Here is a 15,159-nt window from a genome sequence, read left to right as displayed (position 1 = left end):
GTGTCTGTTGATGAACATAAGCAAGCAGTAAAAGGGCCTGTCCGCTGCGGGATCATTACCGTTAGTGATACAAGGACAGTGGATACGGATAAGAGCGGCAGACTGATGAAGGAAAAACTGCTGGAGCACAATCATGAAATCCTCCGCTCTTCGATTGTGCCTGATGAGAAAGCGTCCATTCTCCAAGAACTTCGCGAGTACATGGCTCATCCCTCTATGGACGTCATTTTACTGAATGGCGGCACAGGAATCGCTGCCAGGGATGTCACGATTGAAGCAGTGGAACGTGTTTTTGAAAAGGAAATGCCGGGCTTTGGAGAGATTTTCCGTATGCTCAGCTACACCGAAGACATTGGATCTGCCGCTATCCTATCCAGGGCAGCGGCGGGGGTGGCAGGTGGAAAAGCGGTCTTTGCCACGCCTGGTTCAACAGGAGCGGTGAAACTGGCTATGGAAAAGCTGATTTTACCGGAACTTCGCCATGTTGTCCGTGAATTAAGAAAAGATCAATGAAAAAGGAGCCCTTGGAGAGGCTCCTTCAGCTTGTAGAGAGACCTCTGTTTCTTTACAAGCTTTTTCTTTCCTACCGCCAGGAGCGAAAGCCCCTTGGGAGTGCTTAAAATCGAAAAAAACAAGGCTGTCGAGAAAGTCTCGACAGCCTGAAGGAGCCCTTAAAAGGGCTCTTTACTTCTCTTGTTTATCGGCACCGGCCCGGACAACGAGAACGTCACATGGGGAATAGCGGGTAATGTGCTCGGAAACACTTCCGATAAAGAAGCGTTCCATTGCATTCAGACCGGTCGCACCGCAGATAATTAAATCAGCGTGGTGTTTAGGCGCAATATCTTTAGCGATTTTCACTTTCGGTGACCCATACTCAATATCAATCACGACGTTGGTGACGCCGGCTTGTTCCGCTTTCTTTTGATAGTCGTTCAACAGCTCCGTGGCGTACTGCTCTGCCCGTATCGCTAAGGAACGGTCATACGCTTCCACAGTAGCAAAAGCTCTTGTATCCACGACGTGAGCAAGAATCAGTTTTGCCCCGTTTCGGTTGGCTATGTCGATCGCTTTTGAAAAAGCCTCCTCTGCTGTAACGGAACCATCCACGGCAACGACGATATCTTTATATTCATAAGTCATCCCAATTACCCCCTCCCATTTAATTACTTTTATTATATCATGCGATCCGCTGTTGTAGACGGCTGTTCCATACATAATCGGGAGAATTGTGTGAACAATAAGACAGAGGTGATAGCAATGAAGAAGCCAATGAACCCTCTTGAAAAAGAAAGCATGGATCAACGCCGGATTGTGAGTGCATTGAATGAGAGCTACCAGTCCGGTGACCGTCGTCAAAAACGTCGATAAATAAGAAGTCCCCCGCCAGAAAAAAAGCGGGGGATTTTTCGTAACTTATGATTCCTTGTGCTCTTCAGCGTATCTCTGGGTGAGCGGGTATATCACTGCAATCACTACAAAGGTAAGAAACCCGGGGGACCAATCGTCCGGAAAGATAAAGTACAACAGTGTCCCGATGGTCACTGCCCCCATCGCTGCCCGATTGACAGCCGGGGCAGAAGCAAGCAGGTTCAAATCCTCGTTGGTCAGACGACTGCGTTTCACCACAAGGAAATTACTGACAATAAAGGCAGAAATCGGAATGATCAAGCCGCCGAGAAGAGAGATAAATGACTCCGCTTCATTCACGAGGTCTGGAAATCCACTCAGAATAACGCCTGCGCTGCCAAAAAGCACGGCACTCTGCACCCTGGAAAGCTTAGGGAAAATGTTGAGAAGACTGAAACCACCGGTATAGGCATTGCTGACGTTGATGCTGATCATGGAAATCACAGCTGTCAATGTAATCACCGCGATGATCACGGGGGATGCCGTCTGGTTTGAAGAGGATACGTAAGGGTTGAGACTTCCATAAAGAGTAGCTGAGGCACATCCAATCACTGCTGTTAAAAGAAACCCGGCGGCGTTGCCTGTAAGCAGTCCCCAGAAACCTTGGGCCGGTGTCTGCGCATATCTCGTCATATCAGCTGATGCGCTCACTCCAGAAACATACTGGACGAAGGCCAGACTTGAGAAGAACAGCATCATCGGGATAGAGCCGCTCCAGCCATCCATAGCAAGCGTTAAGGATGCACCGGATTCATTGTTTGTAGTAAAGTATACATAGAGCATAGTCCCCTCTCCAAAAAGCAGGAGCGGAAGGAAATAACTAGTCGCTTTCTTAACGGCGTTAAAACCGAGGATAGCTAATAGGACCATCAACAGAGATAACGGTAGGGAAACAATCCAGAAGGGAAGCGCAGCTCCGGTAATTCTGGATACCAGTTCTTGAATGACGTACGTTCCTCCGATGGTCTGGACCGCAAACCAGTACAGAGAAGTCAAGCTCCTTACAGGAGATGATAGAAACTGGGCGCCCCGGACACCAAGCATCGTGCGGATCGCATACTGGGCTGGGATGCCGAGCCTTGCCCCGGGTAAAGATAAATAGGATACAAATAGAAACCCAAGCCAGGCGCCTGCACAGGTGCAGAGAACAGCGCTCCAAAAGGAAAGCCCGCCTTCCATGACAGCAAGAGCGGGAACGAGGAAGTTTCCGGCATTGGCCGCAACGGCCATCTGGATAAAAGCGAAACGGTACCAGGGCGTATTTTTCTGATGGGCAGGGACGGCTTCAAGTCCGTACCTCTCCACAACAGACTTACTGCCTGCAGCAGCTCTCATGATTGTCACGTCCTTTCTGACGAGCTCATTGTACAGAACGGGGCAGAAGAAGTAAACAATACAACTGTTTGAAAATAGAGACGGATTGATAAAAGGAGGGGTTTAGATGCGCCATGCCATCATAACAGCCGGCACGAAAGGCCTCGGCAGAAAAGTTACGGAACACATGCTTGCTCAGGGGTATTCCGTAACGGTGACCTATTTTAACGACGAGCAGAAGGCGCAGACACTCCTGAATGACTTTGCTTCCGCGCGCGGGCGTATTCAGCTCGTGAAGGCGGATGTCACAGTGGAACAGGATTTGGAACGTGTGGTCGCGGAGGCGGTGGACCGCTACGGCCGCATCGACTTCTTAATTAATAATGCAGGGCCTTATATATTTGAACGGAAAAAGCTGATGGACTATTCTAAAGAAGAATGGAATCAAATGATCCGTGGGAATCTGGATGCCGTCTTTTACCTGCTTAAGCTGACCATTCCATATATGCGCAGACAGCATTTCGGCCGGATCATCAATTATGGATTTCAAGGAGCTCATGCGGCATCCGGATGGATTTACCGATCAGCCTTCGCTGCAGCGAAAGTCGGGCTCGTTTCCCTGACCAAAACGATTGCCTATGAGGAAGCCGAGCACGGCATCACCTCAAATATGATCTGCCCCGGGAATATTGTAGGTGAATGGAAGGAGTCATCCATCGATCAAAGCCGGAATACGACGGATGAGGAGACACCGATAGGAAGACCCGGGACAGGAGAGGATATCGCACGGACCATCGATTTTCTCTGTGATGAACGCTCGGATATGATTACAGGCACAATATACGAAGTCACCGGCGGTCTTGATGTCATCCACCGCCATCGTTAAGGGAGAAAGGTGAATATTTTTGAAAAAGTGAAACCTCTGCCCGTGGCTTTCCGTACATAAGGTACACAGGGCAAAGCAGAAGGGAAGTGAAGGATTGGGTTTTTTCTCTCGATTGTTTCAAAAGAAAGACCAGCAGGTGCCCGAGGTGAAAGAACGGACGCCGCTGACGATTGAAGTAGGAGATATCGTGACCTACGACCTCGCCGATTACGAAGTAGTAGGGAAAATCACCTACCGGGACGGTTCTTATGAATGGTATGCCTATCAGCTGCTGGAAGGGAATCGAACCAAATGGCTCGCTGCTGAAATGGATGACGAGCTGGAGCTTGGGATGTATGAGAAGGTCAATCTGCCCGTGAGCAGGCCGTACCCCGCTTTTCTTGAATACGAAGGTGTGACCTACACGAAGGATGAAGAAGGGGAAGCCCAGGTGACAGGGGAAGGCCGCAGTGCGAACGTGAACGGCCGGACCGTCAACTATGCGGACTATATATCTGAAGATGAAGAAACATACCTGAGTGTGGAAGCCTGGGGGACGGAAGTTGAAGTCAGTATCGGGTCAGACATCGAAGCGTATGAATTGAAAATTATAGCAGGTTCTAAATAATAAGGAGGAATTTACATGTTCAAATTTTTCAAACGTGTGAAGACGGTCGTAGGTTCTGAAATGAATGCGATGCTCGATAAAGCTGAAGATCCAGTGAAAATGCTCGACCAATTTATGAGGGACATGGAAAATGACATTCGTGAAGCAGAGAGCGCTGTTGCTAAGCAGATCGCCAATGAGAAAATGCTGAAGCGCAAGTACGATGATGCCCAGGCTCTTGCGGATAAGCGGATGCAGCAGGCGGAAAAAGCCATTGAAGCGGGTAATGAAGATCTTGCCCGCCGCGCCCTGGAAGATAAGAAAAATCATCAGGAACAGGCCGAGCAGTTGAAAGCGTCCTGGGAACAAGCGCAGACAGACGCTTCCAATCTCCGTGAAAAGCTCGATGAAATGAAGAAAGAATACCAGGAAATGAAACTGAAGAAAGATTCCTTGAAAGCCCGTGCGGAATCAGCGAAAACCCGTACGAAGATGAACCGGACCATGTCCAGCATCGGCGGGGATGAATCCCGTCAAGGTTTTGAGCGTATGGAAGAAAAGGTCATGCAGTATGAAGCGGAGGCGGATACGAGTGATGATCTTTCATCAGAAGCCCGCTCCATTGATGATGAATTCGAGGAAATGGACAAAAAAGATGATGTGGATGATGAACTGCAGGCGCTGAAGCGTAAAATGAATAAAGAGTAACGGTGAGACCCCCGGCTTCCGGGGGTTTTCGTATGTATGAATACCTCTGGCACAGCTCTGCTTCGGGATAGGTCAGACACGTCCTTTCTTAGCGGATAGCGGTGGAGATCAAGGACTTCCTCTGAAAAAGTCCGCCTGTGTTTTAGGAGTAGAAAGACAGGGAAATGAAAAAAAGTGTAGAAGGAAATGGAAAGCGCTGGATAAATGCATCCGGCCGTATACATTACTTTTGTGAGAAGGAGTGGAAGGATGAAAGTTTCTTATCATGGACATGCCGTAGTCAAAGTGGAAGCCAATGGAAAAACGATTTTGTTTGACCCATTCATATCCGATAACGGGAACACGGATTTGGATGCCGATCAGGTGGAACCGGATGTCATTCTGCTGACTCATGGACATAACGATCACGTAGGGGACACGTTCGAGATTGCCGAACGGACCAATGCGCAGATTGTTGCTCCGTTTGAACTGGCTACCTATCTTGGAAACAAAGGGTTAAATGCCCACCCGATGCATATCGGCGGGGGGCATGAATTTGATTTCGGACATGTGAAGTTCACCCAGGCTTTTCATGGTTCAGCTTATACAGAAGAGGATGGCACGATTGTCTATACAGGCATGCCGACGGGGATCCTGCTGACTATCGATGGCAAAACCATTTTCCACGCCGGGGATACCGGGTTGTTTTCTGATATGAAACTGATCGGGGAACGCAATGATATTGATCTGGCTTTTCTTCCGATCGGGGATAATTTCACGATGGGACCCGAGGATGCTTTAACCGCAGCAGAATGGCTGCAGGCGAAACAGGTCGTTCCAGTTCACTATAACACCTTCGATCTCATCAATCAGGATGGAGAAGGATTTGCTTCACAGGTGAAGCCTGGAACAGGACGTGCGCTTCAGCCTGGAGAAGTCATAGAATTGTAGAGAGTTGAAAAGCGGCGGGTCATTGTGGCTCTGCCGCTTTTTTTTATCCAATACCGGTTTAATCCTCGAAACCATGCCCCCTGATTTCTGGAAGAAATTGCAGAACATCTGTATCAGTTGTATAATAACAATAAAGTGAGAAATGACTAGTACAGATAGAAAGTTTGGTGGGTGAATGGCTACAAAACATGAACAGATCCTGGAGCACATCGAGTCCTTATCGGTAGGAAGTAAAATATCCGTACGCGGGATTGCAAAAGCGCTGAATGTCAGTGAAGGAACGGCCTATCGTGCCATTAAGGAAGCGGAAAACCAGCATCTTGTCAGTACGATGGAGCGTGTGGGGACCATCCGGATTGAGAAGAAGAAGAAAGAGAATATTGAGCGTCTGACGTTCGCTGAAATTGTCAACGTCGTTGATGGGCAGGTTCTGGGCGGCAGAGAAGGCCTTTATAAAACCCTTGGGAAGTTTGTTATCGGAGCTATGAAACTGGAAGCGATGATGCGTTATACTGAAGCGGGTTCCCTCCTCATTGTCGGAAACCGGACGAATGCCCATGAACTTGCAGTGAAGGAGGGGGCGGCTGTGTTAGTAACGGGTGGATTTGATACGACAGATACCGTGAAAAAACTAGCCGACGAAAAGAAGCTCCCTGTTATTTCTACAAGTTATGATACATTTACTGTAGCGACAATGATTAATAGAGCCATTTACGATCAGCTCATCAAAAAGGAAATCGTGCTGGTGGATGATATCTACACTTCTTTTGAAGATTCCAGGTATCTTTCCACAAGGGATACTGTCCAGCGCTGGCATGACCTGAATGATGAAACGAAGCACAGCCGCTATCCGGTGGTGGATGAGCAGAACCGTGTGGTTGGAATTGTCACTTCTAAAGATGTCATCGGGCAGGAGAAAACGGTCAGGATCGATAAGGTGATGACCCGTAATCCGATGACGGCTCACACGACGACATCCCTGGCTAATGCGGCGCATGTGATGGTGTGGGAAGGAATCGAACTGATGCCGGTCGTTGACACCAGCCATAAATTCCAGGGGATTATCTCCCGGCAGGATGTACTGAAGGCGCTGCAGCACATTCAACGGCAGCCTCAAGTTGGAGAAACCATCGATGATCTGGCTACAAACCGGATGGTGATGGTGGAGAGCGATCAGAGCCCGCAGCGCTGGAGCACGACGGTGACTCCGCAGATGACCAACCAGCTTGGCACGATGTCGTACGGCGTTTTTGTGTCCTTGATTACAGAGGCCTCCAGCCGGATGCTCCGGAAGTACAAAAAAGGGGATCTGGTCGTCGAAAATATTTCCGTCTATTTTATCAAGCCGGTTCAAATTGAAAGTGATATTGAAATTATTCCACAGATTTTAGAAGTCGGCCGCAAATTTGCTAAGGTGGACATTGAAGTTCATCACGGAAAATCGATTGTCGGAAAAGCCCTTCTTATGGCTCAGTTGATCGATCGATAAAAAAAGCCGCTGTCCGGGCAGCGGCTTTGTGAAGCATTCAGGTCTGTGAACGGGCTTCCTGCTTTTTATATTCCTGCTGGTAATGGCGGCTCGCCTTAAAGCCGAGCCGAGCCTGTGCAGCTCCGAGGATAAGGAAAACCAGCCCGACAAACAAGGAAAGCCTTGTTTGATAAAATACATACTGGTTAATCGCAAAGAAAAACAAGAATCCGCCGAGGAAAATCTTCGATCTGCTGTTCAAGTATTCCTGTGTAAGTGGATCCCGGGCCCGGATGACCATCACTTTGTAGTAAATGTAAAGAACAAGGGAAACTAAGATGAGAATCGGAAAAATAATCAAGGTGAATCGACTCCTGATCGTTAAGAATTCCTTTTCATTGTAGCTTGTTTTGTTGGAAAAGGCTACCTGGGCCGGGAATTCTGCAGGCGGTTGTCAGGAAAAAATTAAAAGGAGGCTTTATTTCATGTCTACACAAGCCATCATTCAGTCCATTAAATCTTATTCGACTATCATTATCCACCGCCATGTCCGGCCGGATCCCGATGCCTATGGTTCCCAGGCCGGTCTTGCCGAAATGATTCGTGCGAGCTTTCCAGAAAAGCAGGTGTACCTTGCAGGCGAAGGGGAGCCCTCACTGGCATTTCTTGCCGAAATGGATGATATTGCTGATGATACTTTTAAGGAAGCTTTAGTCATCGTCTGTGACACAGCCAATCAGGCCCGTATTGACGACCAGAGATTTGGAACAGGAAAACAGCTCGTGAAAATTGATCATCACCCTGACGTCGATCAGTATGGAGATATTCAATGGGTGGATACGACATCCAGCTCCACCTCCGAAATGATCTATCATTTATATATGGAAGGAATCGAGGCCGGGCTGAAAATGAATGAACGTTCTGCAAGGCTTCTGTATGCAGGAATTGTAGGGGATACCGGGCGCTTTCTTTTTCCAAGCACTACGAAAAAAACGCTCTCCTATGCTGCGGATTTAGTGCATTACGATTTTGATCGATCTTCCCTGTTTAACGAAATGTATAAGACTCCTGTCCACGTAGCCAGGTTAAAAGGCTATGTTCTTGAGAACTTCACGCTTCACCCGGCCGGCTATTCCACCATTCGTCTTGATAAGGATACACTGGAGCGATTTGGTGTGACAGCGACCGAAACGAGCCAGCTGGTCGGCCTTCTCGGAGATATTGAGGGCATTCTTGCGTGGGCGTTCTTCGTGGAAGAAGAAGATAATATCCGCGTCCGCCTGCGTTCCAAAGGTCCGGTGATTAACGGAGTCGCCGCTGCTCATCATGGTGGTGGACATCCGATGGCCTCCGGGGCTTCTGCTTCCGACTGGGCAGAAACCGAGGACATTGCCCGGGAATTGGAAGAGGTTTGTAAAGCATATCGAAACGAGCAGGCATAAGATGGCCTGCTCGTTTTTAACGTACCAGCTTTATTTCAAGTCTTAACGTAATGACTTCTGAAATGATCAGCCGGTTCACTTTCAATTGGTAAGTGAAGTCATCCACCACATAGTTTTTGTTTTCAAGGGCGGTTAAGATCAGATCCGCCTGATCAGCTACCACTTTTACAGGCTTCCCTGGCAGGGAAGAAAGCTGATCCTTGACCATCGTTGTCAGCTGGTGCTGCGTAAGCAGGTCGACTTCCAGCTTTTTGGCATTGGTGTAGGATACGTCCATTTCGCCCACCGTCAGTGGTGCGGATTCAGAATCCTGGTTTTTATTGTTCAGCAGTCCCTCATACTTCACTTCCAGTTCATGCAGCTCTGTAGTCAAGGCGATGTGTTCTTCCGTGTATTTCTGCTGAAGCTGCCCATGAGTATAAAGAAAAAAGAGCCAGCCGGCCAGGGTGCCCAGCAGCACACCGGCGAAAAAACGCCTCCATTCCCTGCTTTTATGGTAAGGAGGGAAATGCATCAGGTCACCTCTTCTCCAAGCAGCCACTCAAACAACAGAAGTGCTGCCTTCACCCCGCCCATAGCCGCAACGATTATGACGATCTGCTTGAACATATCGAAAGTGGATCCGTCGAGAATGCCTTTTTCAAAGTTGCTGATGGCATCGAAGGTTCCCCCGATGGCTGCAACAACAGCCCAGATTCTTAAACTTTTGGCGATGCGGAACATGGCGGTCAGCGGAGCTTCCCCTGTTAAGTAACTGCCGATACTTCCAATCAGTGTTCCACCTACAATAACTCCAAAAGCGATAAAGAAGCATTGGATCATGGATACGATTAAACGGTCTTCCATCTTGTCCCTCTTTCCGCCTGGAAAATGTGTTTCTATTTAAACGAATATTCTTTTTCCTGTGGTTTTATGCAGAGGGCTTTATTCCCTATCCAATAGTAGCTATAATTTACACATGAAAGAAGGTGTACGAAATGACTTTCACCCATTTAAATGTCCGCAGCGGCTATAGTCTTATGAAGAGTACGGTGAAGATTAACGATTTGGTCCATGAGGCGAAGGCCCTTGGGTTTGAATCCATCGCTTTGACGGATGAGAACACGTTGAGCGGAGCGCTGGCATTTTATGAGGAATGCCGGGCACAGGGGATCAAGCCGGTAATCGGTTTAACGACGACCATCGAGGACCGTTCCCTTCTCCATCCCGTTCGGCTTCTCGCGACGAATCAGACCGGGTATAAAAACCTGATGAAAATAGCTACGTGGGCCAATACAAAAGATCATCCGTTGAATCTGGAAACGTTCGCCGACGTGAGTCAGGGGCTGATCGTCATTCATATGACCTCTGCCTCTCCATGGGGAGAACCCTTATCCGACCGGATGTTCGAGCATATGGAGGACGGGTTGAACCGATGGATGCACGCAGTGAAGAAAGAGGACTTTTACTTAAGTATTCAAGATGTGGATCTTCATTCTGAACGGCAGCTGCACACCCCTCTGCGGGAATGGGCGGATGAAAAAGGGCTGCAGGTAACGGCTGTCGGGGACGTGCGTTACATAAAAAAAGAGGAAGCCGACGCCTATCAATGCTTACGGGCGGTGGATGAAGGTACGCGTTATACACCGAAGAGTGCTCACGGCCCCTTCTACTTAAAAAGTGCGGAAGAGATGGAATCCTTCTTTGGGGAATGGTGGCCGGAAGTCCTTGAAACAGCAGACCACATCGCGCGCCGCTGTCAATGGGACATGGATCTGAACCAGCAGCTTCTTCCTACATATCCGGCACCGGAAGGGAAAAGCGGAGCGGACTATCTGCGTGAACTCTGCGAGCGTGCCCTGAAGAAAAAATATGCCGGCAAGGCAGAGGCTGTCGAGCGGCTGGACCATGAATTAAGTGTCATTGAATCCATGGGTTTCAGTGATTACTTTTTAATTGTCTGGGACTTTATCGATTTTGCCCGCGCAAAGGGGATCAATGCCGGACCTGGGAGGGGATCGGCGGCTGGGTCGATTGTCGCTTATCTTCTCGACATCACGAAGGTGGATCCGCTCGAATATCAACTGCTCTTTGAACGGTTCTTAAATCCGGAACGTATTACGATGCCGGATATCGACATCGATTTTCCTGACCAGCGCAGGGAGGAGGTCATTTCCTATGTAGCTGAAAAGTATGGAAGGCAGCATGCAGCTCAAATCAGCACGTTCGGTACATTCGCTGCAAAAAGTGTGCTGAGGGAATTGTTCAAGGTTCTCCATATTGAGGAGAGCGATGCGTCTTTTATCCTTCATCAGCTGCCGAAGCAGGCGGCTCAACCTCTTGTAGAAATCGTCCGTCAGTCGGAAGAATTGAAAGATTATATTAGAAACTCGGAAAAACTGAAGCATCTGTTCAAAATTGCAGCCAAGCTGGAGGGCCTTCCCCGCCATATTTCCACACATGCGGCAGGGGTCGTGCTTTCAGAAAAACCGCTGATGGAATATACACCTTTAATGAAAAGCCAGGGAGAGGTGTATGTAACACAGCTTACTATGGGGGATTTGGAAAAAATCGGTCTTTTGAAAATTGATTTTCTGGGACTGAGGAACTTGACCTTTATGGAAAATCTGGAACGGAAGATTCAAAGGGCGGGAAACCGGTCCTTTTCTCTGGATCAGATTCCATTGAATGATGCTGCAACCTTCTCCCTGCTCTCGGAAGGAAAAACCAATGGTGTCTTCCAATTGGAGTCGCAGGGCATGAAGCAGGTACTCACAAAGCTGAAGCCCACTCATTTTGAAGATGTGGTCGCCGTTAACGCCCTCTACCGGCCGGGTCCGATGGAATATATCGATACTTACATTGAAAGAAAGAACAAGAAAGCAGCGATCGAACTTCCACACGAGGATCTGGAAAGAATTTTAAGCCCGACTTATGGCGTACTCGTCTATCAGGAGCAGATTATGCAGGTGGCGGGACTTGCTGCGGGCTATTCGCTTGGACAGGCGGACATGCTTCGGAGAGCGGTCAGCAAGAAGCAGGCCGGGGTTTTGGAGAGTGAGAGGAAAGCATTTGTATCAGGAGCATTGGAAAATGGATATTCCAAGCAGGTGGCTGAGCAGCTGTTTGACTGGATTGTCAAATTTTCCAATTATGGATTCAACCGGAGCCACGCTGTTGCCTACAGCTTAATTTCCTACCAGCTGGCCTTTATGAAAGCTCATCATCCGTCTGCATTCATGGCCGAGCTTATCAACGCGAATCTGGGAGACCGGGACAAACTGGCCGCATACATTCGGGAAGCGCGGGAGATGCACGTACGGGTGAAGGCTCCTTCCATAAATAAAAGCGGGGCGACTGCTCAGGGGCAGCGTAGGGAAATCACTATGGGTTTTCTTTCCATCAAAGGCGTAGGGTATCAGGCGGCTAAAGCGATTGTAGAAGGGCGTGGACAACAGCCTTTCCGCCATTTGAACGACTTCTGTCTGCGTGTGGATACGAAAATTGTATCGCGGAAAGTGATTGAAGGGCTCATTATTGCCGGGGCTTTTGATGAACTGCACTCCAACCGTGCAAGTGCTCTGGCCACCATCGATCAGGCTCTTGAGCAGGGGGAATTGTTCAAGGAATTCCAGGACCAGCCCGGTTTCTTCGATCAGGAAATGGTCATGGATATGGTGGATGTGGAACCTTTTCCGCTTTTGAAGAATCTGGCGATGGAAAAAGAAGTCCTCGGCACTTATTTATCTGATCATCCCCTTGAGAGTCAGCGGAAATCTCTCCGGAGAAGAGGCATCCTTGCTCTTGCTCAGCTATTCAGGATGAAAATGAATAAAAAAGTCGATACGGCTGCGGTCGTTGACAGCATTCGGGAAATTCGTACAAAGCGCGGGGACCCGATGGCCTTTTTATCCATGAGTGATGAAAGTGCTGAAGTGGATGCTGTCATCTTTCCGGATACGTACCGGGACGTCAAAGTGTGGCTGAAAGAACAGATGCTTGTGACAACGTCGGGGAAAGTAGAGGAAAGAAACGGAAGGAAGCAGCTTATTATTCAGTCCCTTCAGCCTTTTGAACTGGATGAACCATCCCATGAGTCAGCTCAGGGAGAAAGACGGCTGTTCGTTAAAGTAACGGATGAAAACGAAAATGAAGCCCTTCAACAGTTAAAAGAAACGGCACAATATTTCCCGGGGAATACACCAGTTTTTCTTTTCCGGTCAGAAGATCGGAAGACCTACCGCCTTGACGAAAGTTATGGCCTTCAGCCCACCAGAGACTGTCTTGATCAGTTGAACGCATTTTTTGGGGAGAAAAATGTCGCATTAAGAAGTAACAAAAAGAAGGCGGAAAATTAAAAACTAAGTCCATATTTTTGAAAATCTTTACACGACCTTATCATCTGTTATAATTAAGGAGTTACTGGTGGTCAGACCACCTGGGTCGGTTCTATCATTCATTTAAAGGAGCGTGTTGTTGTGTCAAATCTGCGAGATGAAGCATTGCATATACACCGGGTGAACAAGGGGAAACTGGAAACACATTCAAAAGTACCTGTACGGAATGCTAAGGATCTAAGTCTTGCCTACTCCCCTGGAGTGGCTGAGCCATGTAAGGAAATCTACGACCATAAAGAAACGGTCTACGATTATACGATGAAGGGGAACATGGTGGCCGTGGTCAGTGACGGTTCTGCCGTGCTTGGACTTGGAAATATCGGTCCTGAAGCTGCTCTTCCAGTCATGGAGGGGAAAGCCGCATTGTTCAAAAGCTTTGCCGGTGTTGATGCTTTTCCTATCTGCCTGAACACGAGAGAGATCGATCAGATTGTGCAGACGGTGAAGTTGATGGAGCCCACGTTTGGCGGCGTAAACCTGGAGGATATCGCTGCACCAAACTGCTTCATTATTGAAGAGCGGTTGAAGAAGGAAACGAACATCCCTATCTTCCATGATGATCAGCACGGAACGGCTATCGTGACGGTCGCAGGTCTGATGAACGCTTTGAAGCTCACAGGAAAATCATGGTCGGATATTAAAGTGGTGGCCAACGGGGCAGGGGCCGCAGGAATTGCTATTATCAAATTACTTTATCATTTCGGTGTACGTGATATTATTATGTGTGATTCCAAAGGCGCTATCTTTGAAGGCCGCGACTACGGAATGAATGATGTCAAAGATGAAATTGCTAAAATTACGAATAAAGACCGTGTCGAAGGCGCTCTTGAGGAAGTCATGGAAGATGCTGACGTCTTCATCGGTGTATCTGTTGGTGGTTTGTTGTCCAAGGAAACGGTCTCCCGTATGAAGGATGACTCCATCATTTTTGCCATGGCCAACCCGGAACCGGAAATCATGCCGGACGATGCGAAGGAAGCTGGGGCTCGTGTCATCGGTACAGGACGATCCGATTTTCCTAACCAGGTGAACAACGTTCTGGCTTTTCCAGGAATCTTCCGAGGGGCTCTTGATGTACGCGCGACTCGAATCAATGAAAAAATGAAAATCGCAGCTGCGGAGGCGATTGCTTCCCTTGTAAGTGATGAAGACTTGAATGAGGACTATGTTATTCCTGCTCCCTTTGACCCGCGTGTAGCTCCAGCTGTGGCAGCAAGCGTTGCAAAGGCTGCGATGGAATCAGGCGTAGCCCGTCATCATGTAGACCCTGAAGAGGTGGCAGAAAAGACGAGACAGCTCACTTTAATTGATGAAGAATAAGTGCCGGAAAAGGGGAAAGAGATCTTTCCCCTTACATATGGCCATAGGATAAAAGCGGGAAAGAGGTGTTCGGGTACGTTGACTAAACCACAAGGGAAGGTATATGAAGGGGTTTTGTATCAATTGAAAGCCTACATTGAGGAGAATCAATTGAGCCCTGGCGATAAGCTGCCTTCTGAACGCGAACTAAGCGAACAGCTCGGTGTAGGAAGGTCATCGATCCGCGAGGCGTTCCGCGCCATGGAACTGCTCGGTCTGATTGAAACCCGCCGCGGAGAAGGTACCTATATGAGATCCTACCGCCCGTATCATATGGTTGAACTGCTGTCGAACTTCCTGTTGACGGAAAAGAGGACAAAAGAGGAACTATTGACAGCTATGCAGATGATCGAAAAAGAAGTATTGACGATTCTGCAGCATAAACTGACCAGCGAACAGCTGTACCGTCTAAAAGACATCATAGAAGGACATGTTGGTAAGGAAAGGCATCACCATGTGTTTGACTACCTTTTTTCTACATGTGGGCAGGAGCTGCTTTTTTCCATGTGGCAGTTTATAGCCGGATTTACCAATACCGTACATCATGTGCACTATGATAAAAGCTGGTATGATGCTGTGGTGGAAACCCTGCAGAAGGGCAGTACAATGGATATCATACAGCTCTATCGTTGAAAATGATGTCGAAACCATAACGACAAATTCAGTGGTATTACGCAAAG

At 48.3% G+C, this 15,159-nt stretch carries 15 protein-coding genes; 10 read left to right on the top strand and 5 right to left on the bottom strand.

Features of this window, described 5'->3' with window-relative positions:
- Window positions 1-513, top strand: a complete 513-nt coding sequence (locus tag ACXAGL_RS01660; RefSeq protein ID WP_474971144.1) for a MogA/MoaB family molybdenum cofactor biosynthesis protein — start codon at window positions 1-3, stop codon at window positions 511-513.
- A 171-nt stretch (window positions 514-684) separates the two neighbouring features.
- Here ACXAGL_RS01660 and ACXAGL_RS01655 read toward each other — a convergent pair whose 3' ends face one another.
- Together ACXAGL_RS01655 and ACXAGL_RS01650 are read right to left on the bottom strand one after the other, a co-directional pair.
- Window positions 685-1,143 carry a universal stress protein gene (locus tag ACXAGL_RS01655; RefSeq protein WP_160836355.1) on the bottom strand — a complete coding sequence of 153 codons (459 nt, stop codon included), beginning with the start codon at window positions 1,141-1,143 and terminating at the stop codon, window positions 685-687.
- Between the two features lie 273 nt (window positions 1,144-1,416).
- On the bottom strand, window positions 1,417-2,745 hold the full coding sequence (locus tag ACXAGL_RS01650; RefSeq protein WP_474989549.1) for a purine-cytosine permease family protein: 1,329 nt from the start codon (window positions 2,743-2,745) through the stop codon (window positions 1,417-1,419).
- Between the two features lie 106 nt (window positions 2,746-2,851).
- Here ACXAGL_RS01650 and ACXAGL_RS01645 point away from each other — a divergent pair, with 106 nt between their 5' ends.
- The 5 genes from ACXAGL_RS01645 to ACXAGL_RS01625 all read left to right on the top strand — a co-directional run bounded on the left by ACXAGL_RS01645 (window position 2,852) and on the right by ACXAGL_RS01625 (window position 7,323).
- On the top strand, window positions 2,852-3,610 hold the full coding sequence (locus ACXAGL_RS01645) for an SDR family oxidoreductase (protein ID WP_474969195.1): 759 nt from the start codon (window positions 2,852-2,854) through the stop codon (window positions 3,608-3,610).
- Window positions 3,611-3,704: 94 nt separating this feature from the next.
- Complete coding sequence (locus ACXAGL_RS01640; protein ID WP_474989547.1) at window positions 3,705-4,217, top strand: DUF4178 domain-containing protein; 513 nt, start codon at window positions 3,705-3,707, stop codon at window positions 4,215-4,217.
- 15 nt (window positions 4,218-4,232) lie between these two features.
- A complete protein-coding gene (locus ACXAGL_RS01635; protein WP_474969193.1) occupies window positions 4,233-4,904 on the top strand; it encodes a PspA/IM30 family protein in 672 nt (223 codons plus the stop codon).
- Window positions 4,905-5,153: 249 nt separating this feature from the next.
- Window positions 5,154-5,834, top strand: a complete 681-nt coding sequence (locus ACXAGL_RS01630) for a metal-dependent hydrolase (protein WP_474971146.1) — start codon at window positions 5,154-5,156, stop codon at window positions 5,832-5,834.
- 175 nt (window positions 5,835-6,009) lie between these two features.
- A complete protein-coding gene (locus ACXAGL_RS01625) occupies window positions 6,010-7,323 on the top strand; it encodes a DRTGG domain-containing protein (RefSeq protein WP_474969191.1) in 1,314 nt (437 codons plus the stop codon).
- Window positions 7,324-7,360: 37 nt separating this feature from the next.
- Here ACXAGL_RS01625 and ACXAGL_RS01620 read toward each other — a convergent pair whose 3' ends face one another.
- Window positions 7,361-7,663 (bottom strand): YtpI family protein, encoded by a 303-nt coding sequence (locus tag ACXAGL_RS01620; protein WP_027955148.1) that lies wholly within the window; start codon window positions 7,661-7,663, stop codon window positions 7,361-7,363.
- 124 nt (window positions 7,664-7,787) lie between these two features.
- On the opposite strand from ACXAGL_RS01620, the gene ACXAGL_RS01615 reads away from it, so the two are divergent.
- On the top strand, window positions 7,788-8,744 hold the full coding sequence (locus ACXAGL_RS01615) for a DHH family phosphoesterase (RefSeq protein ID WP_474989545.1): 957 nt from the start codon (window positions 7,788-7,790) through the stop codon (window positions 8,742-8,744).
- A 16-nt stretch (window positions 8,745-8,760) separates the two neighbouring features.
- On the opposite strand, the gene ytrI is transcribed toward ACXAGL_RS01615, so the two are convergent.
- Together ytrI and ytrH are read right to left on the bottom strand one after the other, a co-directional pair.
- The gene (gene ytrI, locus ACXAGL_RS01610; RefSeq protein ID WP_474969189.1) at window positions 8,761-9,258 is read right to left on the bottom strand and encodes a sporulation membrane protein YtrI; all 498 of its coding nucleotides are present in this window, start codon (window positions 9,256-9,258) and stop codon (window positions 8,761-8,763) included.
- The gene (gene ytrH, locus ACXAGL_RS01605) at window positions 9,258-9,590 is read right to left on the bottom strand and encodes a sporulation membrane protein YtrH (RefSeq protein WP_027955151.1); all 333 of its coding nucleotides are present in this window, start codon (window positions 9,588-9,590) and stop codon (window positions 9,258-9,260) included. The genes ytrI and ytrH overlap by 1 nt, the downstream gene beginning before the upstream one ends.
- A gap of 131 nt (window positions 9,591-9,721) precedes the next feature.
- Between ytrH and dnaE the strand changes: the two genes are divergently transcribed.
- The 3 genes from dnaE (at window position 9,722) to ACXAGL_RS01590 (ending at window position 15,112) form a co-directional block, all read left to right on the top strand.
- Window positions 9,722-13,081, top strand: coding sequence for a DNA polymerase III subunit alpha (gene dnaE / locus ACXAGL_RS01600; protein WP_474989543.1), 3,360 nt, complete (start codon window positions 9,722-9,724; stop codon window positions 13,079-13,081).
- A 120-nt stretch (window positions 13,082-13,201) separates the two neighbouring features.
- On the top strand, window positions 13,202-14,440 hold the full coding sequence (gene ystJ / locus ACXAGL_RS01595; protein ID WP_474969187.1) for an NADP-dependent malic enzyme: 1,239 nt from the start codon (window positions 13,202-13,204) through the stop codon (window positions 14,438-14,440).
- A 78-nt stretch (window positions 14,441-14,518) separates the two neighbouring features.
- On the top strand, window positions 14,519-15,112 hold the full coding sequence (locus ACXAGL_RS01590) for a FadR/GntR family transcriptional regulator (RefSeq protein ID WP_474969186.1): 594 nt from the start codon (window positions 14,519-14,521) through the stop codon (window positions 15,110-15,112).
- Window positions 15,113-15,159: the final 47 nt, after the last annotated feature.

The organism is Halobacillus sp. ABA4_118, assembly GCF_056160205.1.
Note: the sequence above shows the minus strand (reverse complement) of the source record. Positions and strands in the feature narration are given on the sequence as shown.